The organism is Gordonia effusa NBRC 100432, from assembly GCF_000241305.1.
Lineage (GTDB): Bacteria > Actinomycetota > Actinomycetes > Mycobacteriales > Mycobacteriaceae > Gordonia > Gordonia effusa.
In genome coordinates, this window is record NZ_BAEH01000017.1 from 49,957 (window position 1) to 76,780 (window position 26,824).

General features: G+C 61.9%; 22 protein-coding genes. 9 read left to right on the forward strand and 13 right to left on the reverse strand.

The annotated features are described in order from the left end of the window. Positions 1-10: 10 nt before the first annotated feature. Positions 11-658: a PadR family transcriptional regulator gene (locus tag GOEFS_RS02340; protein ID WP_007316265.1), complete on the reverse strand. Its 648-nt coding sequence runs from the start codon at positions 656-658 to the stop codon at positions 11-13. Positions 659-773: 115 nt separating this feature from the next. Here GOEFS_RS02340 and GOEFS_RS02345 point away from each other — a divergent pair, with 115 nt between their 5' ends. The 3 genes from GOEFS_RS02345 to GOEFS_RS02355 are packed head-to-tail and all read left to right on the forward strand — an operon-like array spanning position 774 to position 6,305. Then, the gene (locus GOEFS_RS02345; RefSeq protein WP_007316266.1) at positions 774-1,829 is read left to right on the forward strand and encodes a glutathione S-transferase family protein; all 1,056 of its coding nucleotides are present in this window, start codon (positions 774-776) and stop codon (positions 1,827-1,829) included. After that, entirely contained in the window at positions 1,819-2,574 is a 756-nt protein-coding gene (locus tag GOEFS_RS02350; RefSeq protein WP_007316267.1) for a hypothetical protein, read from the forward strand. The genes GOEFS_RS02345 and GOEFS_RS02350 overlap by 11 nt, the downstream gene beginning before the upstream one ends. Further along, positions 2,571-6,305, forward strand: coding sequence for an ABC transporter ATP-binding protein (locus tag GOEFS_RS02355; RefSeq protein ID WP_007316268.1), 3,735 nt, complete (start codon positions 2,571-2,573; stop codon positions 6,303-6,305). Before GOEFS_RS02350 ends, GOEFS_RS02355 begins: the two co-directional genes overlap by 4 nt. Here the strand turns inward: GOEFS_RS02355 and GOEFS_RS02360 are convergent. From GOEFS_RS02360 to GOEFS_RS02370, 3 genes are read right to left on the reverse strand one after another with little or no spacing between them, the layout of a single operon-like run. Then, a complete protein-coding gene (locus GOEFS_RS02360; protein WP_007316269.1) occupies positions 6,302-6,763 on the reverse strand; it encodes an SRPBCC domain-containing protein in 462 nt (153 codons plus the stop codon). The two genes, GOEFS_RS02355 and GOEFS_RS02360, sit on opposite strands and share 4 nt — an antisense overlap. Before the next feature lie 9 nt (positions 6,764-6,772). Next, on the reverse strand, positions 6,773-7,420 hold the full coding sequence (locus tag GOEFS_RS02365; protein WP_007316270.1) for a dihydrofolate reductase family protein: 648 nt from the start codon (positions 7,418-7,420) through the stop codon (positions 6,773-6,775). Between the two features lies 1 nt (position 7,421). Beyond that, a complete protein-coding gene (locus GOEFS_RS02370; RefSeq protein WP_007316271.1) occupies positions 7,422-7,760 on the reverse strand; it encodes an ArsR/SmtB family transcription factor in 339 nt (112 codons plus the stop codon). Positions 7,761-8,255: 495 nt separating this feature from the next. Between GOEFS_RS02370 and GOEFS_RS02375 the strand changes: the two genes are divergently transcribed. After that, positions 8,256-12,041, forward strand: a complete 3,786-nt coding sequence (locus GOEFS_RS02375) for a multifunctional oxoglutarate decarboxylase/oxoglutarate dehydrogenase thiamine pyrophosphate-binding subunit/dihydrolipoyllysine-residue succinyltransferase subunit (protein WP_040524329.1) — start codon at positions 8,256-8,258, stop codon at positions 12,039-12,041. A 69-nt stretch (positions 12,042-12,110) separates the two neighbouring features. On the opposite strand, the gene GOEFS_RS02380 is transcribed toward GOEFS_RS02375, so the two are convergent. Beyond that, on the reverse strand, positions 12,111-12,713 hold the full coding sequence (locus GOEFS_RS02380) for a TetR/AcrR family transcriptional regulator (RefSeq protein WP_007316273.1): 603 nt from the start codon (positions 12,711-12,713) through the stop codon (positions 12,111-12,113). Positions 12,714-12,769: 56 nt separating this feature from the next. On the opposite strand from GOEFS_RS02380, the gene GOEFS_RS02385 reads away from it, so the two are divergent. Beyond that, positions 12,770-13,699, forward strand: a complete 930-nt coding sequence (locus GOEFS_RS02385) for an SMP-30/gluconolactonase/LRE family protein (RefSeq protein ID WP_040524330.1) — start codon at positions 12,770-12,772, stop codon at positions 13,697-13,699. Between the two features lie 94 nt (positions 13,700-13,793). Here GOEFS_RS02385 and GOEFS_RS22280 read toward each other — a convergent pair whose 3' ends face one another. Together GOEFS_RS22280 and GOEFS_RS02395 are read right to left on the reverse strand one after the other, a co-directional pair. Continuing rightward, positions 13,794-14,771 (reverse strand): LppP/LprE family lipoprotein, encoded by a 978-nt coding sequence (locus tag GOEFS_RS22280; RefSeq protein WP_007316275.1) that lies wholly within the window; start codon positions 14,769-14,771, stop codon positions 13,794-13,796. Positions 14,772-14,916: 145 nt separating this feature from the next. After that, complete coding sequence (locus GOEFS_RS02395) at positions 14,917-15,537, reverse strand: TetR/AcrR family transcriptional regulator (RefSeq protein ID WP_007316276.1); 621 nt, start codon at positions 15,535-15,537, stop codon at positions 14,917-14,919. A gap of 78 nt (positions 15,538-15,615) precedes the next feature. Here GOEFS_RS02395 and GOEFS_RS02400 point away from each other — a divergent pair, with 78 nt between their 5' ends. Together GOEFS_RS02400 and GOEFS_RS02405 are read left to right on the forward strand one after the other, a co-directional pair. Next, a complete protein-coding gene (locus GOEFS_RS02400) occupies positions 15,616-17,148 on the forward strand; it encodes a flavin-containing monooxygenase (RefSeq protein WP_040524338.1) in 1,533 nt (510 codons plus the stop codon). Between the two features lie 33 nt (positions 17,149-17,181). Further along, complete coding sequence (locus GOEFS_RS02405) at positions 17,182-18,018, forward strand: SDR family NAD(P)-dependent oxidoreductase (protein WP_007316278.1); 837 nt, start codon at positions 17,182-17,184, stop codon at positions 18,016-18,018. An 81-nt stretch (positions 18,019-18,099) separates the two neighbouring features. Here the strand turns inward: GOEFS_RS02405 and GOEFS_RS02410 are convergent, their stop codons facing one another. Next, entirely contained in the window at positions 18,100-18,780 is a 681-nt protein-coding gene (locus GOEFS_RS02410) for a type 2 periplasmic-binding domain-containing protein (protein ID WP_083837214.1), read from the reverse strand. 107 nt (positions 18,781-18,887) lie between these two features. Between GOEFS_RS02410 and GOEFS_RS02415 the strand changes: the two genes are divergently transcribed. Beyond that, complete coding sequence (locus GOEFS_RS02415; protein ID WP_040524339.1) at positions 18,888-19,958, forward strand: magnesium and cobalt transport protein CorA; 1,071 nt, start codon at positions 18,888-18,890, stop codon at positions 19,956-19,958. A 9-nt stretch (positions 19,959-19,967) separates the two neighbouring features. Next, positions 19,968-20,321: a gamma-glutamylcyclotransferase family protein gene (locus GOEFS_RS02420; protein WP_007316282.1), complete on the forward strand. Its 354-nt coding sequence runs from the start codon at positions 19,968-19,970 to the stop codon at positions 20,319-20,321. A gap of 1,177 nt (positions 20,322-21,498) precedes the next feature. On the opposite strand, the gene GOEFS_RS02430 is transcribed toward GOEFS_RS02420, so the two are convergent. The 5 genes from GOEFS_RS02430 to GOEFS_RS02450 form a co-directional block, all read right to left on the reverse strand. Next, a complete protein-coding gene (locus tag GOEFS_RS02430) occupies positions 21,499-22,086 on the reverse strand; it encodes a suppressor of fused domain protein (RefSeq protein WP_007316284.1) in 588 nt (195 codons plus the stop codon). Positions 22,087-22,152: 66 nt separating this feature from the next. After that, positions 22,153-23,325: an ABC transporter ATP-binding protein gene (locus GOEFS_RS02435; RefSeq protein WP_007316285.1), complete on the reverse strand. Its 1,173-nt coding sequence runs from the start codon at positions 23,323-23,325 to the stop codon at positions 22,153-22,155. Positions 23,326-23,328: 3 nt separating this feature from the next. Continuing rightward, a complete protein-coding gene (locus GOEFS_RS02440) occupies positions 23,329-24,159 on the reverse strand; it encodes a carbohydrate ABC transporter permease (RefSeq protein WP_007316286.1) in 831 nt (276 codons plus the stop codon). A 4-nt stretch (positions 24,160-24,163) separates the two neighbouring features. Beyond that, a complete protein-coding gene (locus GOEFS_RS02445; RefSeq protein WP_007316287.1) occupies positions 24,164-25,285 on the reverse strand; it encodes a carbohydrate ABC transporter permease in 1,122 nt (373 codons plus the stop codon). Further along, positions 25,282-26,736 carry an extracellular solute-binding protein gene (locus GOEFS_RS02450; RefSeq protein ID WP_007316288.1) on the reverse strand — a complete coding sequence of 485 codons (1,455 nt, stop codon included), beginning with the start codon at positions 26,734-26,736 and terminating at the stop codon, positions 25,282-25,284. The genes GOEFS_RS02445 and GOEFS_RS02450 overlap by 4 nt, the downstream gene beginning before the upstream one ends. Between the last annotated feature and the right edge of the window lie 88 nt (positions 26,737-26,824).

A 26,824-nucleotide genomic window follows, 5' to 3' on the forward strand; every position in this document is an offset into this window, starting at 1 on the left:
TGTTCATCGGTTAGTGGTCGTCGGAAGGTGCGCATTCGAACTTCCCGGTCTCTTGCTTGACTCGCAGCCGATGGACGAACCCCGGGTCATCGAGCCAGTCAATTGTCTTGTCTCGCAACCGCTTTACGAGAGTGGATAGCCAGTCGATCTGCGTCCGCAGCGTCGCCAACCGACATCCGCCATCGAGGAAGAACATCTCCGGGACATTCGCGGCCGACGCTTCTGCCGCCCGCGCGGCGAGTGTCTCGAGCTCTTCATTCATCGCCGCCAGCCGCTCATCGAGGAGTTCGATAACCTCCGCGCGGGGAAGATCGTGGGCCAATGCGAGCGCCATGAAAAGTTGCGGGAACTCTGGCCGGTGGCTGCCGAGCATCATCGTCACTGCCTGGAGATACGCTCGGCGTCCGGCCGGAGTGATGGCGTAGACGGTCCGTTCGGGACGGTTGCCTTCGCGTTCCACGTCATGGATTCGCACATGCCCCTGCCCCTCCAACCGCGAAACGGCGTGGTAGAGCGAGCCCGGCCGAATATTCGCCAGGCGGTCCTCGTGGCGGGCCATCGCGGTCTGCACCATCTCGTACGGGTGCATCGGACGCTCGATCACCAAGCCCAACACCAATACCGCCAACGGCGGTAGCGGCTTGCCATCTTGGGCCACCCTCAGTCCTCCTTACACTTCAGTTCAAATATTCCAGTTGGAATATACAGGCTGGAACACTTGATGCCAACACTTGTCGTCGCCGTCGCTGAAAGCGTCAGACATAGTCGTTACTGTGGGCACTGTGACGAACAATTCCGCAGGATCAACGCAAGGCACCTACGTACACCAAGGTGCCGAGTTCGTTCGCGACACCGCCTACATCGAAGACCGCATCACCCGTGACGGGCGCGACGGATACCCCGTCGAACCCGGCAGGTATCGACTCGTCGCAGCGCGGGCGTGTCCGTGGGCCAATCGAACTCTGATCGTTCGACGCCTACTCGGCTTGGAAGACGTGATCTCCCTTGGCCTTTGCGGGCCGACCCACGATGCCAATTCGTGGACGTTTGACCTAGACCCCGGTGGCGTCGACCCGGTTCTGCGCATTCCCCGCCTCAAAGACGCCTACGAGAAGCGTTTCCCCGGCTATCCCAAGGGAATCACCGTTCCCGCTGTCGTCGACACCACTACCGGCGGGGTCGTCACCAACAACTTTCCGCAGATCACCGTCGACTTCGAGCTGGAATGGACCGACTACCACCGGCCGGGCGCGCCTGAGCTCTACCCAGAGCACTTGCGGGAGGAGATCGACGCGGTCAATCGGGGCGTCTACACCGAGGTCAATAACGGTGTATACCGGTGCGGATTCGCCGGAGACCAGGCGTCCTACGACGCCGCCTTTACGCGGCTGTTCACCAAACTCGATGAATTGTCCGAACGTTTGACGTCCCAGCGCTACCTCGTGGGCGACACCATTACCGAGGCCGATGTCCGACTGTTCACCACATTGGCACGATTCGATCCCGTCTACCACGGACATTTCAAATGCAATCGGTCCAAACTGTCGGAGATGCCGGTGCTGTGGGCCTACGCCCGCGACCTGTTTCAGACTCCGGGATTTGGCGACACAACCGATTTCACCCAGATCAAACAGCATTACTACATGGTTCATCGCGACGTAAACCCATCCGGCATCGTGCCGAAGGGACCAGACCTCTCGGGGTGGCTCACCCCTCACGGCCGCGAAGAATTGGGTGGCCGCCCCTTCGGGGATGGCACTCCGCCACCGCCTCCCTCGGGCAATGACATTGTCCCCGAACAGAATTGGGTGCCAGTCCATGACAAGTAAAGATCGCGTTCCACCGAAGGCCGAATCGGGTTCGACGCCGCCAAAAGCCGCCGTCGACGTCACCAGCAACATCCTGGATAAGGCCCAGCGACTACAGGCGCCCGCCGTCGCGAAATATGTTGCGAGCCTTCGCAACAGCAATCCAGAGGCAACGCCGACGGAAATCATCGAGAAATTGGAGAAGCGATATCTCACCGCCGTGACCAGCTCGGGTGGCGCGGTTGGCGCGACGGCGGCGGTTCCCGGCATCGGTACCTTTACCGCCCTTGGCGCGATCACCGGTGAAACCGCTCTCTTCATCGAAGCTTCCGCCCTACTCGCGTTGGCGATCGCCGAAGTGCACGGCATCGAGCCGCATCAGACCGAACGGCGCAAAGCGCTGGTTCTCTCGGTGGCTCTTGGCGAGGAAGGTGTCCTGGCGCTCGGCAAGGTCGTCGGGTCGAACGGTGGTGCGTTGCGCAAACTCGCCGGCGGTGCGATTCCACTGCCAAATCTGTCTGCGCTCAACAAGAGTCTCACCAAGAAGATCATCAACAAATACGCACTGAAGAAGGCGCCACTCATCATCGGCAAATTGATGCCGGCCGGAATCGGCGCGACGATAGGTGCTGTTGGCAACCGGGCAATGGGTAAGCGCGTCATAAACAATGCGCGTCAAGCATTCGGGCCGCCACCACCATTTTGGATCCTCGAAGGTGAACTGGCCCCCGGACCCAACGACCAACTGCCTCCCGGCAATCGTTGAACGGACCGATAGCCCGACTCCTCGGGCAGGTACGACAACACCGAACACTGCTGGCCATTACTCTTGTGGCGACTCTGGCAGGTGTCGCCGCCGACGTCGTGGTACCGCTGGTCAGCCGCGCCGCGGTCGATCAGGCCACCGGCGAACGACCCGCACACCTATCGGTCACGACCATTGTCGTGCTGCTCGTGATACTGGCGATCGTCGTCTATGGCGGACACGTGGGACGCCGGCTTTCGGCTGGCGCACTCGCACTACGGGTACAGAATTCGTTGCGCCGCAAGCTTCTTGACACTGTGTTGCATCTGTCCGGCAACGCACAGGATCAGATCCGCACGGGTCAAGTGGTGTCGCGAAGCATCTCCGACCTGCAACAGGTACAGGGACTCCTGGCAATGGGGCCGCTCACGCTGGGCGCCGTGGTGCAGGTACTTATCACTGTGGTCATCATGGCGTATCTGTCGCCAATACTGACTTTGGTGGCCCTGCTCATCGTCCCCGCCGTCGGCGTCGTAGCCTTCCGTAGCCGCCGTAAGCTCTACGCCGCCACGTGGTCGGCGCAGCAGGCGGCGGGCGAGGTCGCGAGCCACGTCGAGGAAACGGTGACCGGCGTCCGAGTGGTGAAGGGTTTCGGCCAAGAGGATCGTGCCGTCGACGAACTGGTTGACCTAAGTTCGTCCTTGTACGCCAAGCGAATTCGAGTCGGTACAAACAATGCCCGATTCGCCCCGACGATGGCACAGGTACCCCAACTGGGCTTGGTCGCCGTGCTCGCTGTCGGCGGCTACCTGGCCTATCGGGACTCGATTACCGTTGGCACCTTCCTCGCGTTCACCGCGTATGTCGGAACCATGACCGCGACGGCGCGACTTCTTACCAACTTCGTGCTTAACGCCCAGTTGGCGGGTGCCGCGGCATCGCGTGTCTTCGACGTCGTCGACACTCCTCCCGATCATGAGCCGGCCAAGCCAGTTTCGCCGCCGGACCCCGCACACGGCATCGGCATCCAATTCCGTTCGGTGAGTTACCGATTCGCCGATACCGATGCCACTCGGCCGCCGACACTCGACCGCATCGATCTCGCTATCGCGCCCGGCGAATGCGTGGCCGTCGTCGGCGGGCCCGGCTCGGGCAAGACCACTCTGGCCAATCTCCTTGAGCGACACTACCGCCCGACGTCGGGCACCATCACCCTGTCCGGCGCCGAGCGTACCGTCGACCTCAATGATCTGGCCGCCGACGATCTGCACCGGCTGGTGGCCGTCGTGTCCGACGACCCCTTCCTCTATTCCGATACGGTCGCGGCAAATATCGGCCTCACCCCGCACTCGGACGACGCAGACCAGGCGATCGCCGATGCCGCCACCCGTGCTGACGCGGTCGAATTCATCAACGGACTACCCGACGGTTTCGACTCGGTCGTCGGCGAACGCGGGTTGACCCTCTCCGGCGGGCAGCGACAACGAATCGCTTTGGCGCGCGCACTATTCGCCAACCCGGCGGTACTCGTGCTCGATGACGCGACGTCGGCGGTTGATGCCACGACCGAAGCGCGGATCTTCAGTCGATTGCGAACAGCGCAGCCAACAATGCTTGTGCTGGCACACCGCCGCTCGACCCTAGCGCTAGCCGATCGCGTCGCGGTCTTGGAGGACGGCCGGATCACCGACGTCGGCACTGTCGCCGAACTCACCGAACGCAGTTCGCATTTTCGACTACTGATGTCAACGGGCGACTGGGACTCCGCGGAGGTGGACCACACCTATTCCGAAGACCAACTATGGCCTGCCGCAACAACATCGAAGATCGATGGGGACAGTTCGGGACTGGGGTCACAGACCGTTCCGCCGACGGTCGCACGGACCCTGGAAACTCTCGGCCCAGCCGCCGAAGAACCCGGCATCGACGCGGCGCAAGCGCGGAAGGACGATCCGCGCTTCTCGCTCCGCCAGATTTTGCGGCCCGTCCGCTGGCTGCTCGCCGTCTCGATCGGCCTCGTCGCCGTCGATACCCTTGCGAGCCTTGCCTTTCCGACGCTCGCCCGCGCAACCATCGACTCGGCGGTGGCTCAGCATCTGGATCAGATGGCGATCGCCGTCGGCATCGGCGTGGCACTGGTGATCGGTGATTGGATCTGCGGAGCCGCACTGATCATGGCGTCCACTCGCGCGGGCGAGCGCATGCTATTCGGTCTGCGGGTGCGCAGTTACGCCCATCTGCAACGGCTCGGCCTCGACTATTTCGAACGCGAATTGTCCGGTCGAATCATGACCCGGATGACCACCGACATCGATGCGCTGTCGACTTTCCTGCAGACCGGGCTGACGTCAGCGGCAGTCGCCGTCCTCACTCTGGCCGGCGTCAGCGTCGCGCTGGTCATTACCGATCCGCTGCTCGGGATGGTCATTCTCATCGCCGTCTTGCCCGTGTTGGTGGCGACGACCATCTGGTTCCGTCGAGTGTCATCGGCGTCGTATACGCACGCCCGCGAACTGGTCAGCGTCGTCAACGCTGATTTTCAAGAGAACATCGCCGGTGTCAAGACGTCGCGCGGCTACCGGCACGGGCCGGATGCGGCCGCACGTTTCGCGGGTCGCACCAACGATTGGTACCGCGCCCGGATGACCTCACAGCGGGCGGTGTCGCTGTACTTTCCGTTCATCATCCTGCTGTCGAATCTCGCGGCTGCCGCGGCGATTGGCATCGGCTCGGCTCAGATTGCCGACGGTGGCTCGGCGGGCACGCTGATCGCATTCCTGCTGTACCTGTCGATGTTGTTCGGCCCAATCCAGCAGTTGACGCAAGTATTCGACGGTTATCAGCAGGCCGCGGTCGGATTGCGCCGCATCGGCGACCTCCTGCGCACGCCAAGTTCACTGTCGGCGTCGGGAACGGCCCTCCCACCGTCGGGCGGATTCGACGGGCACGCCGCGCTCGACGACGTGACCTTTCGCTACGGCGGTCTCGATTCCGCTGACGACGTTGCGACACCGAATGCGCTCAGCAACGTCGACCTGGAGATTCCACCTGGTACCTCCCTCGCACTCGTCGGGCAGACCGGTGCCGGCAAGTCGACGATCGTGAAACTGCTCGCCCGGTTCTACGACACAACGTCGGGAGCGGTCCGGATGGATGGCACCGACATCCGCGACTTCGCCCTGCGCGGCTATCGGCAACGATTGGCGATCGTGCCGCAGGAACCGCACCTGTTCACCGGAAGCATCGCCGACAACATCGCGTATGGCCGGCCGACAGCGTCGCGGGAGGACATCGTCGACGCCGCACGGGCGGTCGGCGCGTTGGATATGATCGCCGGTCTCGACGGCGCGATGACCTACGCCGTCGGGGAACGGGGACGAGGATTGTCGTCGGGGCAGCGGCAGTTGATCGCGCTGGCTCGCGCCGAATTGGTGCAACCGGATCTGATCCTGCTCGATGAAGCGACTGCCACCCTGGATCAAGCAACCGAGGCGCGGGTACTTGCCGCGGGTGAACGGGTCACTCGCACAAGGACATCGGTGATCGTCGCACACCGCCTGGCGACAGCGTCGCGCACCGACCGGATCGCCGTCGTCGAAGACGGGCGGATCGTCGAGTTGGGAACCCACGACCAATTGCTGGCGGAAAATGGCCGCTACCAACAGTTTTGGCGGGACGGCGCCTCGCCTGATGCGGATACGTGTCGGTTGATATCCGAAAGTGACGACGCACCGGCTCCGTCGGCGCCCTAGCCGAGATAGACACCCAACGCGTCGAATAATCCGCGGGTCCCCTGTTCACGGCCGGGACCGTCGGCCCAGAATTTGTCGAAGAAGACGCCGTGCTCGATATGCGTGAATCGGGTGCCGACGTCGATCGGGTCGAACTCCAGCGATGCGACCGACGTCGACATATGACTACCGTCGAGCCACATGTCGTAGGTGGTGACGATGCGGAGATGTTCGACGATATCGGTGTAAGTCGCCTCGTACCGCGACACCGGACCGTCGTGAAATGTTCCCTCGGCAATGTCACGGCCACCGACGCGGAAATCGAAGACCCACTCCCCGTGCGTGACAGCATCGCCACCTCCCCACCAGGCCAGCTTCTCCTGTTCGTCGGCAAACGCGTTCCACACCCGTTCCACCGGAACTGGGTAGTCACGAATCAGGGTGAACTCGGCGCGGGCCAGTCGGCGTTCGCTTGTCATGTCGCGTCCTCACCGCGTGAAGGTGATATGGATCGTGCCGCTTTCGGCTACTTCCGATGCCACCTGGTGGGTCTGGTCGAGGTTGGGTACCTCGTCCCACAGTCGAGTCCCACGGCCGAGCATGATCGGCGCGATCATGAGGTGCAACTGGTCGACCAGGCCGGCACGCAGAAATTCGAACGCCGTGCTCGCACCGCCACCGACCCGTACATCGAGCCCGCCGGCCGCCTCCGACGCTTCGGACAACACATCATCGATTGCTCCGCCGCGGAAGTGGAAGGTGGTACCTCCCCGCATCGAAATCGATGGGCGCGGCGCGCTATGGGTAAGGACGTAGACTGGGGTGCCAAACGGCGGCTCGTCGCCCCACCAGCCTTTCCAGTCCGGGTCGTCAGGGAAGGCGTGCAAGCCGAACATCGAAGCGCCGATGATCTCGGCACCGATCCCGTCGAAATGCGCTGCGGCATAAGCGTTGTCGACACCGGTCGTCCCCGCGCCACTTGTGTCACCGAGGATGCGCTCCTGAAAGGTGCGGGTCTGCGCGTACGCGGCCGTTAGGCGTCCCCAGTCTTCCCCCATCGGGTTGTCGGCGCTCTGGCCGGTCGTTGCGATATAGCCGTCCAACGAGGTGAACATGTCGATGCGAACACGGGTCATATCAGTCTTCCTTTGCAGCGGAGCGGATCAAATGGATGCCGAGGCGATCGGCTTGGTGTTCGGCCGGGGTTCGCTGCTCCCCGAGCCACAGATGCAGGACGTCGAGTGCTCCTGGGCGCAAGCTCACCGTCCGCACGCGGCCATGTTTGTGCGATGCGACGAGTCCGGCTTCCTCAAGGACGCGCAGATGCTGCATGAACGAGGGCAACGCCATCGAGAATGGCGCAGCCAACTCCGACACCACGGCCGGCGATTTGGCGAGGCGCTCCACGACTGCCCGGCGCGTCGGGTCCGCGAGAGCTCGGAGAACCCCGTCGAGCGCGTCGTAATACTTAGGCACGCGACTAAGTATTACGACGGAGGTCGCGCCCAGTCAAGACCACCCCCAGTTGGGCGGGAGCAAAAAGTGGTGACCTGCCGTGAAAATCGTCCGAATAGTTGGTCACCAAGGGCAGATTGCCCTTGCCGACGGCTTATTCGGACGATTTTCGCGACGACGATAGCGCCGACGCCAGTGCGATGACTGAACTAGATATCTAGCTCGATGATGAACTGATCGCACATGCGACTCGCGGTCTCGAAGACGGAAAGCCGTTGGGTGCAAACGCGCGCCGTCCGCGCGCAGCCAAACCCTCGACACCGCCACCAATCGCAAACGCGCGACTAACACTCCGTGACACGGGCCACACTGCCCCCTCGTGAGTCCAACCACTGAGCGCACTCAGGAGCGATACGCGTAGCATCCTATGGTGGTTCACCTGCTACGGGTTACCACTTGAGCAGCGAGCCACCCGCGTACCCGACACGCTTGAGGGAATTGAGGCGAAACACCGCTGTGAGCAGTTCGACATCAGACTTCGGACAGAACACCTGGCTGGTCGATGAGATGTACCAGCAATATGTAAAAGACCCCAACTCGGTCGACCCGAGCTGGCACGAGATTCTGAAGGACTACAAGCCTTCGGCGAACGGGACGAACGGCAGCGCACCGACGCCGACCGCGAAAACCGCATCCCCGGCCGTGGCCCCTTCCCCTCCCGCGGCCCCCGCGTCCACCCACAAGCCCAGTGCCCCGGTAACCCTCGACACCGAGCCGACCCGTGCGCCCGCACCGGCCCGCAAGGCAACCCCTACGCGGGAAAGTCAGGCAACCAAAGCGGCGTCCGGCCGCAGCATGGCCGAGACCGCCAACCGTCCGCCGGCCCCCGCCCCAGCTAAGGCACCCGCACCTCAGCCCACCGCCGAAGAGACCAAGGTCCTGCGCGGCGCGTCCGCCGCGGTCGCCAAGAATATGGCGGCATCGCTCACGGTTCCGACCGCGACCAGCGTGCGTGCCATCCCCGCCAAGGCGATGATCGATAACCGCATCGTCATCAACAACCACCTCGCCCGCACTCGCGGCGGCAAGATCTCGTTCACCCACATCCTCGGGTACGCGATTGTCCAGGCGATCAAGTCGTTCCCCAATATGAACCGGCACTTCGCCGAGATCGACGGCAAGCCGAATGTCGTCACCCCCGCGCACACCAACCTCGGCCTCGCGATCGACCTCGCTGGCAAGGATGGCAATCGTTCACTCGTCGTCGCGGCGATCAAGAACACCGAGACGATGAGTTTCGCCGAGTTCCACGCCGCGTATGAGGACATCGTCCGACGTGCGCGCGAAGGCAAACTGACCGCGGAGGATTTCGCCGGCGTCACCACTTCGCTCACCAACCCGGGCACTATCGGCACCGTGCATTCAGTCCCCCGGTTGATGAAGGGGCAGGGCACCATCGTCGGCGCCGGCGCGATGGAATATCCCGCTGAGTTCCAAGGCGCAAGCGACGAGCAGATCGCCGAGCTGGGCGTCGGCAAGTTGATGACGCTGACGTCGACCTACGACCACCGGATCATCCAGGGAGCCGAGTCGGGCGACTTCCTGCGCACCATCCACAACCTGCTGATCGACGACTCCTTCTACGATCAGATCTTCATCGCGTTCCACATTCCGTACGAGCCGGTCCGCTGGCGTCGCGACATCCCCGCCGGGCTAGTCGACAAGAGCACTCGCGTTCTGGAACTTATTGCGGCATACCGCAATCGCGGCCACCTGATGGCCGACATCGACCCGCTGATGATGGATTCCGACGCCCGCGCCGCGCATCCGGATCTCAATATCCAGACCTACGGTCTGACCCTGTGGGACCTCGACCGCAGCTTCCGGGTCGGCGGCTTCCACGGACAAGAGCGCATGAAGCTGCGCGATGTCCTGTCGATCCTGCGCGATGCCTACTGTCGCCACGTCGCCATCGAATACACCCATATCCTCGACCCTTCGCAGCAACGCTGGGTTCAAGAGCGGGTCGAGATCAAGCATGTGAAGCCACCGGTCGGCGAGCAGAAGTACATTCTGTCGAAGCTGAACGCCGCCGAAGCATTCGAAACCTTCTTGGCGACGAAATATGTTGGGCAGAAACGCTTTTCACTTGAGGGCGCGGAGTCGGTTATCCCGATGATGGATGGCGTGATCGATCAGAGCGCCGAGCACGCGCTGACCGAGGTCGTCATCGGTATGCCGCACCGCGGTCGCCTCAACGTGTTGGCGAATATCGTCGGCAAGCCGTATTCGAAGATCTTCACCGAATTCGAAGGCAACTTGAACCCATCGCAGGCGCACGGATCAGGCGACGTCAAATACCATCTGGGTGCCGAGGGCAAGTACTACCAGATGTTCGGCGACAACGAGATCACCGTCTCGCTGACCGCCAACCCCAGCCACCTCGAAGCAGTCGACCCGGTTCTTGAGGGACTAGTTCGGTCCAAGCAGGATGAGTTGGCAACCGACGAGCAGCCATTCCCGCTCCTACCGCTGATGTTGCACGGCGACGCCGCATTCGCCGGTCAGGGCGTCGTGGCCGAAACGCTCAACCTCGCTCAGCTGCCCGGCTACCGTACCGGCGGCACGATCCACATCGTGGTGAACAACCAGGTCGGCTTCACGACCGCGCCAGAGCATTCCCGATCGACCGAGTACTGCACCGACGTCGCCAAGATGATCGGCGCGCCGATCCTGCACGTCAACGGCGACGATCCGGAAGCCTGCGTCTGGGCAGCCAAACTGGCCGTCGACTACCGGCAGGAATTCCATAACGACGTCGTCATCGACCTCGTCTGTTTCCGACGCCGCGGCCACAACGAGGGCGACGACCCGTCGATGACGCAGCCGGCGATGTACGACGTCATCGACACCATGCGCGGCGTTCGCAAGAGCTACACCGAAGCCCTCATCGGCCGTGGTGATATCTCAACGAAGGAAGCCGAAGACGCACTGCGCGACTACCAAGGCCAGTTGGAGCGAGTCTTCAACGAAGTCAAGGAGCTCGAGAAGTACACCGCCGAGCCAAGTCCGTCGGTCGAGGCCGACCAGACGCTGCCCACCAAGCTGGTCACCGCGGTCACCCCGGAAGTTCTCACCGGTATCGGCGACGCGTTCGTCAACGTGCCCGAGGGATTCACCCCTCACCCACGCGTCAAGCCGGTGCTCGAACGTCGTCAGAAGATGTCCCGCGAAGGCGGCATCGACTGGGCGTTCGCAGAATTGCTGGCGTTCGGCTCGCTGGTGCAGGAGGGACGGCTGGTGCGTCTGTCCGGCCAGGATTCGCGCCGCGGCACGTTCACCCAGCGCCTGTCGGTGCTGATCGACCGGGAGAACGGTACCGAGTTCACACCGCTCAACCACTTGCCGAAGATCGACGGCACCGAGAAGGGCGAGTACCTGGTCTACGACTCGCCGCTCAGTGAGTACGCGGTACTGGGATTTGAGTATGGCTATTCGGTCGGTAACCCGGCGGCACTGGTTCTCTGGGAGGGACAGTTCGGCGACTTCGTGAACGGTGCCCAGTCAATCGTCGATGAGTTCATCTCGTCCGGCGAGGCCAAATGGGGCCAGACGTCGGGCGTCGTGATGCTGCTGCCGCATGGCCACGAGGGCCAGGGACCCGACCATACGTCGGGTCGCATCGAGCGTTTCCTGCAACTGTGTGCCGAAGGGTCGATGACGGTGGCGCTGCCATCGACACCCGCGAGCTACTTCCACCTGCTGCGTCGCCACGCACTCGACGGCATCGAGCGTCCGTTGGTGGTCTTCACGCCGAAGTCGATGCTGCGCAACAAGGCCGCGGTCTCGCCGGTCGAGGATTTCACCGATTCGAAGTTCCTGTCGGTGATCGACGACCCCAAGTATGCTGCGGCCGGCGCTGACGCCGATCGGGCGAAGGTGTCACGCGTGCTGCTAGTGAGCGGCAAGCTCTACTACGAGCTCGCCGCCCGCCGCGACAAGGAGAACCGCGACGACATCGCGATCGTCCGAATCGAACAGCTCTACCCGGTGCCGCACCGTCGTCTGCGAAAGACGTTGGAGCAGTACAGTTCTGCCACCGACCATGTGTGGGTGCAGGAGGAGCCGGCCAACCAGGGACCGTGGCCATACCTCGGCCTATGGCTGCCGGAGGTCCTGCCGGACATCTTGCGCGGTCTGCGTCGGATCTCCCGACGCGCGATGAGCGCGCCGTCGTCGGGTTCGTCGAAGGTGCACGCCGTCGAGCAGCAGGAGATCATCGACGGGGCATTCGAGGCGTAACACCCCTCAACCGCAAACCCCACAGCAAACGACAGTCCCGACCCGGTTTTCGGGTCGGGACTGTCGTTTTCAGTCGGGTTTGCCAGCGGGTGCTGCCACCGCGCGGATGACGATCGCGATCAGGTCGCGGATATGCGCGCGGTCGGCTGGTTGTTTGGTGACCAGCCGTCGGTAAACGATCGGCCCGAACAATAGATCGCGCACCATGTCTGGGGTCACATCGGATGCGATGGCGCCGGCGTCGCGGAGACGATCGATCATCCGGTCCAGGATCTCACCGCGCGGCGAAAGATAGCGAGCAACCAGGTCACCGAGTTGCGGGTCGTAATCCGCGCAAGCATGCAATTGCATGACCACGCCGAAATGTCCGCTGTCGATGAATGCGGCCAGGAAGTCGCCCGCCGACGCCGCGAGGTCAGCCACCGGATCGCCGGTATTGAACTCGCGCACCGGCGGCACCGACCGGGTAATCGCGGCCACGGCCAGTTCGGCAGTGGTGGCGCCGCGGCGATAGATGGTCGACCGCGGCACTCCGGCTTCGGACGCGACCTTGCTAATGGAGAGTCCATGAAAACCGTTGGCGGCCAACAACTTCAGCGTCGCAGCGGTGATCTTGCGATCCACCACACCATCCGGCGGCCTGCCGAGGGGCCGGCGTTCTGACGAGCTCATGAGCCGATTATGTCATTACGCTTCATAGTGTTGCGTAATTCAGTATCGTACTCGCTGTGAAAACACCAAAGTTTGCGGTTGCGGCCGCACTGATATTCGCGACGATGTCGTCTCTCTACGGGACGACCACTTCCTCGGCAGCGCCCTCCTGCTCTCCATCCGACGCCGGCGTCGTGATTCCCGCGAGCCCGCCCGGTTTGTCGTGGGCAGAAAACGTCGGCTACGACCGCGCGGGCAATCTCTGGGTGTCACGTTCGGTGCGCAACGTCGTCGAACGCTATGACCAGGCCCGTCGACTGACCGGCTCGGTGCCAATTGAATCTCCCGGCGCGATACGGCTGGGACCAGACGGTCGCATGTACGTGGCTTCCGGCGACTCTCCGGTAAATATGATCCCGGGTCTACCGAAAACCGGTCGCATTATGACCTTCGCCCCGTCATCGAAACAGCCCCGCGCGCGGGTCTACACAACTGGACTTGGAATGCCGAACGGTCTCGCGTTCGCCAACGACGGCGCGATGTACGTGGCCGACAGCAGCATCGGCGTGGTTCGAATCGATCGGCGCGGGGTGATCGACAGATCGTGGACCGCGCGGGCACCAAAGAACCTGTCCCCCAACGCCATTGTCAACGGCACCGGGATGAACGGCATCGTCATCATCGACGACATCGCTTATGTCACGCTCACTTCCAGTCTCACCGGACGGATTCTGCGCATTCCACTTCGGAATCCGACTGCCGTCGGTGTCGCCGTCGATCTCACCGCTCCGCTGCCCGGCGTAGTCGACGACTTGGCCGCGCTCGACAGCCACACCATCGCAGCGGCTACCACGACGGGGCAGGTCATCGTGGCAGATCTGCGTACCGGTCGGCGCTGCTCGGCGTCCTTGGGCGAGCCGCTGACCTCGGTGGCTGTCATTCCTTCTCAGCGGCACAGTCTCGTCGTCGGAACCGAGTCCGGAAATATCCGCCTCCTACGACGTTGAGCATCGCCCTCCACCGCAAACCCCACAGCAAACGACAATCCCGACCCGGATTTCGGGTCGGGATTGTCGTTGCGAGTCGGGTTTGCGAACGGGGTCAGCAGCCGAAGGACGACGCTGTCGCCGCCGGCATACCTGTGTCCCGGCAGATGAATCCACTGCCTACTGCGACGGCACTCCAGCCACCACCGGTGTAGTGGAACGCGACTCGTGCTGGCTGGGCGGCACTCGAGACGGTCGTGCCGATCGCCCAGTCCCCGGCGCACTGGATATTCCCGATGGTGAACGGCTGAACCAATTGCGAGCCGTACTGCATGTTGGCGACACCCTGGAGCATATCCGGGGTAGCCGAATCACAGTGCGACACAGTGGTTGTCGTCGCGGCAGGCGTCGACGTCGCCGGCTGAGTCGATGTCGGTTGAGTCGTCGTCGGCGCAGTCGTCGTTGCCTTCGGACCCTCTGCGAGGGACTGCGACGGCACATTTCCGCTGGCGGTGATCGTCTTGCCATTGAGCGTGTAGACAACTGTCACCGGACCACCGGTCGGATTCGCGTTGGCGTCATTCTTGTTGAGCCAGCGATAGGCAACCGACACGGTGTTGTCGGTCGAACCGACCACCGATGTGAATGCCGTATTGCGGTCGGTGTCGGTCCGTAGGAATCCGTCAGCGTCGAAGAAGAGCACCTGTTCGGGCGAACTCGCCGTTCCACCGCGCAACTCCGCCTCGACCCACATCAACTTCGGGCAATTGCCGAGTTTCGCGTCGGTGCCGCGAACAGCAACAAGGTCTTTTCCGTAGTAGGTGTCGATGTTGCCGACCGCTCGAGTGACGACCGGTGACGTCAGGTCTAGACACTTTCCACCTCCAGCGGTGGCGGGCGTTCCGGTAGTGCCGGTCGTAGTCGAGTTCGCCGGTGTCGACGCCGGGGCGCCAGTCGTGTTTGCCGTACCGGTCGACGTCACTGTGACCGACGGCGATTTCGTCGGTGAGCCAATGTCGTCACCGGGCTTACATCCGGTCACGGTTACTGCGATACAAGCCGCCACCCCGAGCGCGGTCACTAGTCTTTTCATGCGTCCTCCATCATGGGCTCCCCCCGGCGAGGTGCCGGCGGATGAGTAGCAACGCGTGCTGCCGACGGTGAATTCGCACTGAAGAGATGGACCGTTAGCGTTCGCAATCATTGTCCATTTAGTTGAATGACCTGCCCGGCCGGGCCTATTGAGAAACGGCGGCGGCCACACTCGCGAGCATCGGCAACGACCCGGTGATCAGCCCGAGGAGCTGATCACGATCGACGTCAGCGTGGTCGGCGAGCCAGGCAAGAGTGACTTCCTCGACAAATGACAGCCAACCGTGCACCGCCATCTCGACCAGCGGGGTCACCGCGATTCCGAGGACTTCGCTGTAGTCGGTGATGCGCTGGGCCATCGTCGCCCGCGTCTGCGCGAATACCTGCTGCAGTGCCGGATCGGCACTTGCGACGCCACGCAGAATCGCGCGATACGCGCCCGCGTTGCTGTAGACGAAATCCACGAACGCCGACATCGACCCGCGCAGGATCTCCAACGGCTCCCCAAGCGATGGATCGGGCGCGGTGCGCTCGAGCATGGCTTTGGCCTGCGCCGACGCCAGGGCAACGTGAAAGTCCTGCTTGGATTCGAAGTAGTGGAACAGCAACGCCCGCGATACCCCCGCCGCGTCTGCGATCGCCTCGGTCGTCACATCCTCCAGCGAGTGATCGCGGAGCATCTCCATGCCGAGGTCCAGAAACTGCTCCCGGCGGGCCTGCGGCGTCATACGCGTGCGCTTGGCTGGCACGTCGGTTCGGGAGGTCACCGGTCAACCCTAACCTTCTATTGACATTTGTTCAATAGGCTATTGACGGCTGTTCAATAGCGCTCTATGGTGATGACCATGACAACGAGTGATGTACAAGTCGCGATCATCGGCGCAGGTTTCTCCGGACTGGGCGCAGCCATCAAACTCACCCAGGAAGGCATCTCTGATTTCGTCCTGCTCGACCGGGGCAGCGACTTCGGTGGAACCTGGCGAGACAACACCTATCCCGGTGCCGCGTGCGATGTCCCGTCACACCTCTACTCATACTCATTCGCGCTCAACCCGTCGTGGTCGCGGTCGTACTCGCATCAGCCCGAGATTCACCGCTACATCAACGGCGTCGCGGACACCTACGGTGTTCGGTCCAAGGCTCGGTTCAATACCGAAGTGACACAGGCAAACTGGGACGATAAAGCATCTCAGTGGGTAATCGACACCATGTCCGACGGGGTCAAGAAGCAGATTCGCGCGGCGGTCATGGTCGGCGCCGTCGGCCCGCTGTGTGAACCAAACCTGCCAGATATCAAGGGATTCAACGACTTCGAAGGCAAGGTCGTCCATTCGGCCCGCTGGGACAACGACTTTGACTACTCGGGCAAACGAGTCGCGGTCATCGGCACCGGGGCGTCGGCTATCCAGATCGTCCCGCAGCTGGGCAAAATCGCCGCGCAGCTCGACGTCTACCAGCGCACCGCGCCGTGGATCGTGCCCCGCAATGAGCGTCGCTACCTCAAAGCGGAGAACTGGGCATTCAAGAATGTCCCCGGTTACCAAGCGGCCGCTCGCGGAACCATCTATACCGCAAGCGAATTCGTGGCCTTCGGCATGACGTATGCGCCAGCTGTCCTCAAGCCGGTGGAAGGGGTATGCCGCGCGACGATTGCCCGCGCGATCAAGGACCCGGTGCTGCGCGAGAAGGCGACACCGAAATTCGCCGTCGGGTGCAAGCGCATTCTCAAGTCCAACGAGTGGTACCCCACCCTGGCTCGCGACAACGTCGACCTGGTCACCGACGGCATCGATGAAATCACCTCGACCGGCATCAAGACCGCCGACGGCACCGTCCGCGATGTCGACGTTATCGTCGTCGCCACCGGCTTCCACGTCACCGACTCCCCCGCCTTCGAACGTATCGTCGGCGCCGATGGCCGCTCGCTCGCGGAGGTCTGGGAGGAGGGCGGCATGCAGGGGTACAAAGGATCATTCGTCCACGGCTTCCCGAATATGATGCTGATGGTCGGTCCGTCGACCGGCCTGGGCCACACCTCAATGGTCTACATGATCGAATCGCAGTTGAACTACCTGGTGGATTACCTCAAAACCGCCCGCAGCGGTTCGATCACCCGGGTGGACGTCAAAGCTGATGCGCAGCGCGACTACAACACGTACATCCAGCGCAAACTGCGCCGGAGTGTCTGGACCAACGGCGGTTGCGCCTCCTGGTACAAGGACGCCCACGGCAACATCACTACGCTATGGCCAGGATTCACCTTCGACTTCCGGCGGATCACCCGCAGTTTCGACGCCGGGGCGTTCGACATCGTGCGTGGCTTGCCGAAGTCGTCGGCAGCCACTACTTCGACGGTCACCGTCGACGCAGTCTCCTAACCGTCCACAACGTCACTCATTTAAGGACTGAACATGAAAGACTTCCGCGGAAAAGTAGTCGTCATCACCGGTGCCGGATCAGGCATGGGCCGTGACCTCGCCGTCAAGCTGGCTAAGCGGGGCGCCAAGATTGCCATCTCCGACGTCGACCCGACCGGTTTAGCAGCCACCGAAAAGCTCGTCGCTGAGGCTGGCGCACAGGTGCACAGCCAGCTTCTCAACGTCGCCGAGCGTGAAGCGGTGCTCGAATACGCAGACACCGTCGCCAAACACTTCGGCACCGTCAACGTCATCTTCAACAACGCCGGCATCGCCCACAACGGCGACGTCGAGAAGATGGAATTCAAGGACATCGAGCGTGTCATGGACGTCGACTTCTGGGGAGTTGTCAACGGCACCAAGGCATTTCTGCCCTACCTGATCGCATCGGGCGATGGCCACGTGGTTAACACCTCGTCACTCTTCGGTCTGCTGTCCGAGCCCGGCCAGTCGGCGTACAACTCGGCGAAGTTCGCGGTACGCGGCTTCACCGAGGCGCTGAACCAGGAGATGATCGTCGCCAAGCATCCGGTCAAGGTGACCTGTGTGCATCCCGGTGGCATCAAGACCGCCATCGCGCGCAACGCGACGAGTTCGGGTGACGACCCCAACCACGACAAGTTGACCGCTGCATTCGAGAAGTACCTACTCCGCATGCCGTCGGAGAAGGCGGCCGACATCATCATCCGCGGCGTCGAGCGCAATCGTGCGCGCGTGCTCGTCGGAAATGACGCCAAGTTCTTGGATTTGTGGGTACGACTAGTGGCGTCGGGCTACCAGGGCATCACCGCGCGGCTCACGGCGCTCGGCACCAAGCGCTTCACCAAGTAGCCTCCCCGTTCCCAAAAAATCTGGACAATGCGATGTCGTCGAGGGCAATCTGCCCTCGGCGACATTGTTATCTCCCGATCTTTAGTGGGTCAGGCCGTGGGTAACTACCCAACGCGCGGCCACCGTAGCCGGGTCTGTCTTCTCCGACTCGTGCGTCAACGCCAACAAATCGTCGGCGGTCAATTCGCCGGCGACCTTGTTGATGGTCTTGACCTGCTCACGGCTCAATGCGGCACTTCGGTACACCGGCACCAACTGCTGCGATGGCCCGGCCGGTTTGTCCAACGTATCGGTATCCGACGCTGCCCCAGTTAGGCCGGACTTGGTCACCGACGTCGGGTCGGCGAGCGAAACCCCCTGTGGCAGAGCCTTATTCAACGCGACATAGGTCGAGTCGAAGTCGCTTGCGGTCGCCGACGTCACTTTTGCCGCATCCTCCTCGAAGCCTGGCGGCACGAGGGAAGCGAGAAGCTCTCCGGTGAAGGCGGGAAACAAATCCCGCTCGGTCTGCCCCATCGCGGTCAGTTGTCGAGAATCGTCGGCGATGACGATGTCCCGCGACACCGCCGAGCCCGCGGCGGCAAGCGCGGCTCGATAAATATGGGCGGCCATCGTCAGTGCCGGGTCGGATGACGCACCAACGACGAGCGTTCTCGCCTCGCTCGGCGTGGTCTGCACAGTGCAACCGCCCACCGCGCCCAGCGCCAGCACAACCGCCACCGCGGTGGCCAACCACGTTGCCGAGCGTCGGGGGTAGGGCATTCGGTTCACCTGCACGACCCTAAGGTACCGGGTTCGGACACCACGTTCCGGCGCCGCCGGCATCTGATAGCGCTTATCTGCGAGTACCATCTGCAACTGTGCCGTCGATACCCAGTATTCGTGGACCCGGCTGGGGGCAGCCGTCCCGCCGCGATCATTCGTCGCTACCTCATATCCCGGTACCAGTCGCACGGGCCATCGTCGACTGTGCCATTTACGTCGATGGGCAACGTCTGCCTGGAAAGTACGCGTATACCGCCGCCCTGCGGCAGGTACGCGAGCGCGGCGAGGGATTCGTCTGGCTTGGCCTGCACGCACCCGACGACGGTCAAATGCAAGGCGTCGCAGACGCTTTCGGTCTCCACGAGTTGGCGGTCGAGGACGCGGTGCACGCACATCAGCGGCCAAAGCTCGAGGTCTACGACGAAACACAGTTCCTCGTTCTGCGGACAGTGAAATATGTAGAACACGAGTCGATTCAAGCGACCAGCGAGGTGGTCGAAACCGGCGAAATCATGATCTTCTTCGGCAAGGATTTCGTCATCACTGTCCGCCACGGCGATCACACCCATCTATCCGACCTGCGGCACCACCTCGAAAAACGACCCGAACAACTCGCCCTCGGCCCGACGATGGTCATGCATTCCATCGCCGACCTGGTCGTCGACAGCTACCTGGCGGTTACCGATCGGATGGAGGACGACGTCGATGCGATCGAACAGTCGGTCTTCGGCCGCGGCGGACTCGACATCGACCCGGTCTATCTGCTCAAACGCGAAGTGCTCGAAATGCGCCGGGCCGTCGCGCCGCTGATCGGACCGCTCAGCCAGCTGACCGCATCGAATCAGGTTCCCAAAGAAGTGCGACGTTACCTCCGCGACGTCACCGATCACCTGACCACGGTTATCGATCGCGTCATCGAATTCGACGACGTGCTGTCGTCACTACTCGACGCGGCCGCGGCAAAGGTTGCGCTGCAACAGAATACGGATATGCGCAAGATCTCGGCCTGGGTAGCGATGGCGGCCGGCCCCACGATGATTGCCGGCATCTACGGCATGAACTTCGACCACATGCCCGAATTGCATTGGGGCTATGGCTATTACATCGTGTTGACGGTGATGGTGCTGCTCACGATCGTATTGTGGCGCAACTTCCGTAAGCACAATTGGCTGTAGATTCACGGTATGCATCAGCTTTTCTCCTACGGCACACTGCAATTGCCAGGCGTACAAGAAACGACCTTTGGTCGTCTGCTCGACGGCCGACCGGACGCGATCGTCGGATTTCGTAGTGAGATCCTCACCATCACCGACCCGGTGGTAATCGAGCGCAGCGGGAGTGACGAACACCCGATCCTGCTGCGCGGCAACGCATCCGATGTAGTCGAGGGCACTACATTCACCATCAACGACGCCGATCTCGCGGCAGCCGACGAATACGAAGTGGACGACTACACCCGGATCGAGGTGCCGCTGCGGTCGGGAGGCGTTGGGTGGGTCTATATATTCGGTGGAGATCACCCGTTATCGACTATATGATCCGTATCGTACGCAGCAAGGAGCGCGGAACGCGGAAAGTACCTCTTGTTCTGGACAAACGCCGATCCTCGACCTGACTTTCGATGGAGAATTGGACTGTCTTCGGCGCGCCTAAGAGTCTCGGCTGATCTCAATTCCGATAAAAGAAAGATCTGGTATTGCGCACCCTCCCAACCGTTCTTCAACGCATAACCCATTACTCTGGCCACCTTTTGATCAGAAACATCCGACGATTCTGCGAGTGCGTCTCGCTCACTCCGGTTCCATCTACTGGGAACAATCACATCGCGAATTCGAGGAAAGTATGGCTCGATCTTCTTGTCGCAGTAGAATCCCATATACGAAATTGGCGCAAATGAACGATCACTGGGACACACACGTATGCAGACACGGCCTTATACATAGCGATCGCCTGATCAGCACTAGCCCCAACAACTACCACGTCGGACTGCGGTTGTACGGGCCGTTCCTTCGCTACCTCCGACACCGATTCGATTGACTCAATCCAGATTCTCGCCTTCGGGTCAATCCACTCCACCAGGGACAAGAGCTTTCGAAGTTCGATTCGAGCATCAAATTCGAGTAGGGAATCCTGATGAGCACACCTATTTCTCAGGACTTTCATGTCCGTCAGCGCCTTGTGCACAGAGTCTCGCGTCCCAGGGGATCCAGGAAATGCTCTGCGAAGACTCTGCCTCCATAATTCTTCGTTCTCAGGAACTTTACTTAGCAAACTCGCCCAAAACCCCAATGTGAGTTCCGATATGATTGCATCAGGCGAGGCTACCTTCGTAGTTCCATCTCGACGCTTGAGTGCGGCATCCGCAACACTTGACAGTGCCTTTTGCCACGGGTAGCCAAGGGGGTGGATGGTCGCCAGCTGCGTCATCATCGCATTACGCACAAGGACTTCGGTGTGATGGAAGCACTCAAATAGGGCCGATGCCATGCGGGCATTCCACTCGTAGAGGGTCCACGCCAAATCAACGTCATTTCCGCAGGCGCTCAAGAACGGCGCAAAACGCGCCTGCGAAACCCACCCCACATCCCGCTCCATCAAACGATGGTATCGTAAGCGGTGCACCGCCTCTGATGTTTCACGTCATGCGGCAGGGTCCGGATGTTGCCTCTGCTGGTTCGCCAGTACGCATGCCGGGCCCTTTGTCTGTCCGAGAATCTACAGCCGCGCTCCCGACCGCGTCGGATCGGTCACGTCAATGCCGGCCTCGGTCCACGCATCACGCAGTGCCGCAGCACCTTTCAGGCGCACCCAAGCCGCTTCATTTGCAGTGATCGGTATAGCGCGCAGAAAGATCACCGGCTCCATCGGGTCGGGCAGCTCGACGTCGGCGATCTCGTCATCCGCCAAAAGTAGTGCGGTACAGGATGATCCGTCCCACAGCGGCTCCCCCAAGTCCACCAGGGCATCAACCGACAGAATGAGGCCCTCAACCGCTGGAGCCGCAGCAACAGTGGCAAGCCGCTTATGCAGTCCCGGCAGCGGTGACGTCGGCGCCATCCGCACGACAATCTCCGCGCGCGGCCCTCGGACCGGGTCGGCATGCAGATCCGTCGGATCACCCATCGGATGCCGAGAACAACCGACCGTCGCGTAGACCAACTGCGGTCCGCCGTCGGTGTCGATAGCTATGCGCAGGACATCAATCGGTTCGACACCGAGAAATGTCACCGACGCGCGTTGGGGCGCAGCATCACCCAGCCCCGCTAGGTGTTTGGTGACTAGCTCGGTAACCGATTCACTCACGGTGCCACCCTACCGAGTAGGGCGGCTGGCAATACAAAGCCCACGGGTCAGATGACAGCGGGAGGTCTACCCCTTATGCAGGTTCTGCCCGCTCGCTTGATCGAAGACAGCGACCTTGTTCGGCTCGTAGAACAACTCGGCGGGCGCGCCTTTGACGACCCCCGACTCGGCGTGCAACCGCGCGACCATCTCGCCACCGCCGAGCGCGGAACCGGTCTCTGCGGAAAGCTCTGCGAGCGTTGCACTTTCGGCCGACGACGAAATGTCGAAATAGGCGTACTTATCCGAACCGAGCGACTCCAACACGTCGACGTTAACCCGGAAAGTGTTGCCGCGACCCTTCAGCAGCGGATCAACCATCGATGCGTCGGAAAGATGTTCCGGCCTAATCCCGATGATCACCTCACCGTTGCTCTTCGCGGCACCGGCCCGCTGCACAATGGCTTGATAGTCGGGCACGGCGATGGTGCCGATCGGCGTCTCGACGCCGCTCACGCCAAGATGCCCCGGTAAGAAGTTCATCGACGGCGAGCCGATGAATCCCGCGACGAAGAGGTTCGACGGATCGTTGTATAACTCGGCCGGCGTGCCGATTTGCTGAACGTGTCCAGCTCGCAACACCACGACCCGATCGCCGAGCGTCATCGCCTCGGTTTGATCATGAGTCACGTATACCGTCGTGGTATTCAGCCGATTTTGCAGCCGTGCAATCTCGGTCCGCATCTGTACGCGTAGTTTGGCATCGAGATTCGACAGCGGCTCATCCATCAGAAAGGCCTTGGGGGACCGCACAATCGCGCGGCCCATCGCGACCCGTTGCCGTTGGCCACCGGAGAGGTTCGCCGGTTTGCGGTCTAGGTGCTTCTCGAGGTCGAGAATGCGTGCGGCCTCGTCGACCTTCTGCGCGATTTCCGCTTTCGGCAATTTAGCCAGCGTCAGTGGGAAGGCAATGTTCTGTCGCACGGTCATATGCGGGTACAGCGCATAGCTCTGGAACACCATGGCGATATCGCGGTCGCGTGGCGCGCGTTCGTTGACACGCTCACCGCCGATCCGCAGTTCGCCGCCGCTGATGTCTTCGAGACCGGCGATCATGTTGAGAGTGGTCGACTTTCCGCAACCGGACGGCCCGACGAGAATGACGAACTCGCCGTCGGCGATGGAGAGGTTCACTCCGGCGACGGCCACCGAACCGTCGGCATACTGCTTGGTGACGTTGTCCAAGACGATGTCGGCCATGAATTATCCCTTCACCGCACCGGAGGTGAGTCCGGCGACGATTCGACGTTGGAAGATCAGCACAAAGATGATGATCGGGATGGTGATGACGACCGCGGCTGCGGCGATCGAGCCGGTCGGCTCCTCGAATTGGGAGCTGCCGGTGAAGTTCGCGATGGCGACCGGCGCGGTGATCGCACGTTCGGTCGACGTCAGCGACAACGCCAGCAAGAGGTCGTTCCAGGCAAAGATGAAGACCAGGATCGCCGCGGTGACGACGCCCGGCGCCGCCAACGGTGCGATGACCCGACGAAATGCCTGCCACGGCGTTGCGCCGTCCATTTTCGCGGCTTTCTCCAGTTCCCACGGGATCTCGCGGAAGAATGCCGAGAGTGTGTAGATCGCCAGCGGCAACGCGAAGGTGATGTACGGGATGATCAGCCCTGGCCAGGTGTCGAAGAGGCCGACACTGCGCTCAATGTTGAACAGCGGTGTGACAAGCGAGATCTGGGGGAACATCGCGATCAGCAGCGCGGCGCCGATCAGAACCTTCTTGCCCGGAAAGTCAAGCCGCGCAACAGCGTAGGCCGCCATCGTCCCGATGATCACCGCGATAATGGTGGTGATGAGCCCGACGCCGATCGAATTGATTAACGCGCTGGTAAACGCGCTGGTGTCGAAGATGCCTTTGTAGTTCTCCCAGGTCCATTCCTTGGGAATGAAACTGCCATCCTTGACGGTGCCCGACGATTTGAACGAGAGACTCACGATCCAAAGCAGCGGAATGACCGCATAGAGCACCACCAACAGATTGGCGACGGTCCAACCGACCTTCTTGTTCACTGAAGTAGCCATGATCTCACTTCCCCTCCGCGTCGGAACCAGGTGCGGCCGTACCGAATCCGATGACGAACACCGCTGCGATGATCGCCACGCAGATGAAGATCAAAACGCTGATCGCCGAGCCGATGCCGAGGTTGAAAGCCTTGAATAGGTTGTCATAACCCAAGATTGACACCGAACCGGTCTTATTCGCACCGGCGGTCAGGACGTAAATATTGTCGAATATTCGGAACGCGTCGAGTGTGCGGAACAGCAGAGCCACCAAGATCGCCGGTTTCATCAATGGAATGATGATGCGCCACAGGCGCGTCCACGCCCCGGCACCATCGACTTCGGCGGCCTTGAGCAAATCGTCGGGGACGAGCGCAAGTCCCGCGAGCAAGAGCAAGGCCATGAACGGCGTAGTCTTCCAGACCTCGGCGAGCACTATCACGGCCAGTGATTGCCATTGATGAGTCAGCGGCGCGGATCCGTCGGGTAGCAGATTGGCGAGGTAGCCGGTATCCGGCGTCCACGCGTAGTACCACGAGAATGCCGCGGCGACGGTGACGATCCCATACGGGATTAGCACGAGGGTCCGGATGGTGCCCTTACCGAAGATGGTGCGATGCATGACCAATGCGATCGCCAAGCCCAATGCCAGTTCGATGGCGACGGACACGATCGTGATTAGCAAGGTGGTCCCGAGTGCCGTCCACCAGTAGGAGTCGGAGAGGACGGTCGCGTAGTTGTCGAACCAGACGAAGGAACTCTCCCCCGGCGCCGACAGGCTCGATTTGTTCAGTGACAACCAGAACGCGTAAATGATCGGGTACCCGGTCACCACTGCCATGAGCAGCGCGGCCGGTGCGACCATCCAAAAGGCAAGTCGCCGTTCACTGGACCGACCGCCCGAGAGTTTCGCTGGCCGCGCCGGTTTCTCGGCTGGCTTTGCGGCGAGCGCAACCCCCGAGGCGCCGGGGACCGGTTTCGACGGCTCACTCGACTGCGAGCCTTGCGAATTCACGGGCGGCGCGGAGCGTTGCACATTCGACGTCTGCGGTGTGTTCGACGGCGAAGGATCGGGCAGCGCGTGCCGGCCGGTCCGGGGCGCATCGGCGCCTCGGCCGTCGTCGGCGGAACCATCGCGGTATGTCATGGCACCAAGCCTTCCCCGTCGATTGCCTTACGGACCTGTTCGACCAGCGGATCGACCATTGCCTCCGGGTCCCACTGTCCGACCGGACTCAGCTTCGCCGTGATCAGCGTCGAAATCGATTGGTAGACAGGTGATGCCGGGCGAGCTGGCGCACCGGTGATCTCCAGCTGTCGGCGAATATCGTCACCCATCGGGTAACTCGCTTTGAAGTCGGGCTGATCGTAGATGGACGCGATAGTCGGTGGTGTACCACCGGAAATGGCGTACTGCTTCTGCGCCTGCTCGTTGGTAAGGCATTGTGCGGCTTTGAATGCCAACTCAGGCTGGCGCGATGTGCTCGCGACGGCGAGATTGATTCCACCGAGCGGGGGCCGCATCGTGTGATCGGCGCTGACGCCGGGATACAGGCCCCAATTGAACTTGGTCCGGACCGCCTTATTCGCGGGTGCGAGTTGCGCATCGGTCGGCGGATTCTCTTCGTCGGTCAGCATTGATGTGTACGGAGCCAGCGCCGGAATGATCTTTCCCGACGAATCTTTGAAGAACGGCACGTCGCCAGCAGCAGCGTTTGATCGCATCGAGGCCCACACGAACGGCCAGTTGATCTCGAACGACGCCTTCCCGGTCTCCATTCCCAACCGGGCCGACCCCTCGTCGGAGTTGGTCAGCGACGGGTCATGGCCCGGTGCGGTCGCCACCGCCTTGAGAATGCTCAGTGCCTTGACGGTGGCCGCCCGGTGCTCGGGCGTATCGGCGAGAGTGATTTTGTTCGGATCGGTGGGGCTAAGAATCGCTCCCCCCGCACTGGCCAGCACCGAGGTAAACCACACCATCAGGCCCTCATATTGTTTGCCCTGCACCATGATGTAGCTCGGGCCACCGGCCTCGGTGATGGTCTTGTTGTCGGAAAGAAGCTGATCCCACGTCTTAGGCGGCGTCGCGCGTTGCAAATACTGGCGCATCACATCCGGTCGGTACCAGACGAATTGAGTGTTGGTCCATGTCGGGATGGCGTAGAGGCGCTTCTCGGTGTCGCTCGCCCTCTTCCAGCGCGCGGTCTCCAGCGGGCCCGAAAGCGTTTGCGCGGAAATGGTTTTCGCAAGGTCATCGGGCACCGGCTTGATCCATCCGGCGTCGGCGAACTCCGCGGTCCACACCACGTCCATCCCCATCAGATCCAGCCCGTGATCGTTGCCGGCAAGGCGGCGAGCCAACTGGAGGCGCTGGTCATCGGCCGACTTGGGCAGCGGGGTGCTGACGATGCGGTAGGCGCCGCCCGAGCCGGCAGAACATTTCTCAGCGATCTTCGCGATCTCGGATGCACCATCCGCGGGCGGGTACACGTTGATGACGCCGGCTTGATACCCGGACCCGCATGCCGCAACCCCGGGGATTGCTATTCCGAATGCTGTCGCCGCGATGACCAATTTGGTCCGCAACCTGCGCTGCACGACGCCTCCTCACGCGTAGAAGTCACGAGTACAAATGACGGCTAACAGTATCGGTAGCCGTTCGTGACATGCAACACATTCGGTACGG

Bases quoted from the DNA above. Each gene is read 5' to 3' on its own strand.
- GOEFS_RS02350 (WP_007316267.1), top strand. From the start codon at position 1,819: ATGACAAGTAAAGATCGCGTTCCACCGAAGGCCGAATCGGGTTCGACG.
- GOEFS_RS02360 (WP_007316269.1), bottom strand. From the start codon at position 6,763: ATGACAAGCGAACGCCGACTGGCCCGCGCCGAGTTCACCCTGATTCGT.
- GOEFS_RS02365 (WP_007316270.1), bottom strand. From the start codon at position 7,420: ATGACCCGTGTTCGCATCGACATGTTCACCTCGTTGGACGGCTATATC.
- GOEFS_RS02380 (WP_007316273.1), bottom strand. From the start codon at position 12,713: ATGAGCTCGTCAGAACGCCGGCCCCTCGGCAGGCCGCCGGATGGTGTG.
- GOEFS_RS22280 (WP_007316275.1), bottom strand. From the start codon at position 14,771: ATGAAAAGACTAGTGACCGCGCTCGGGGTGGCGGCTTGTATCGCAGTA.
- GOEFS_RS02400 (WP_040524338.1), top strand. From the start codon at position 15,616: ATGACAACGAGTGATGTACAAGTCGCGATCATCGGCGCAGGTTTCTCC.
- GOEFS_RS02405 (WP_007316278.1), top strand. From the start codon at position 17,182: ATGAAAGACTTCCGCGGAAAAGTAGTCGTCATCACCGGTGCCGGATCA.
- GOEFS_RS02410 (WP_083837214.1), bottom strand. From the start codon at position 18,780: ATGCCCTACCCCCGACGCTCGGCAACGTGGTTGGCCACCGCGGTGGCG.
- GOEFS_RS02420 (WP_007316282.1), top strand. From the start codon at position 19,968: ATGCATCAGCTTTTCTCCTACGGCACACTGCAATTGCCAGGCGTACAA.
- GOEFS_RS02435 (WP_007316285.1), bottom strand. From the start codon at position 23,325: ATGGCCGACATCGTCTTGGACAACGTCACCAAGCAGTATGCCGACGGT.
- GOEFS_RS02440 (WP_007316286.1), bottom strand. From the start codon at position 24,159: ATGGCTACTTCAGTGAACAAGAAGGTCGGTTGGACCGTCGCCAATCTG.
- GOEFS_RS02445 (WP_007316287.1), bottom strand. From the start codon at position 25,285: ATGACATACCGCGATGGTTCCGCCGACGACGGCCGAGGCGCCGATGCG.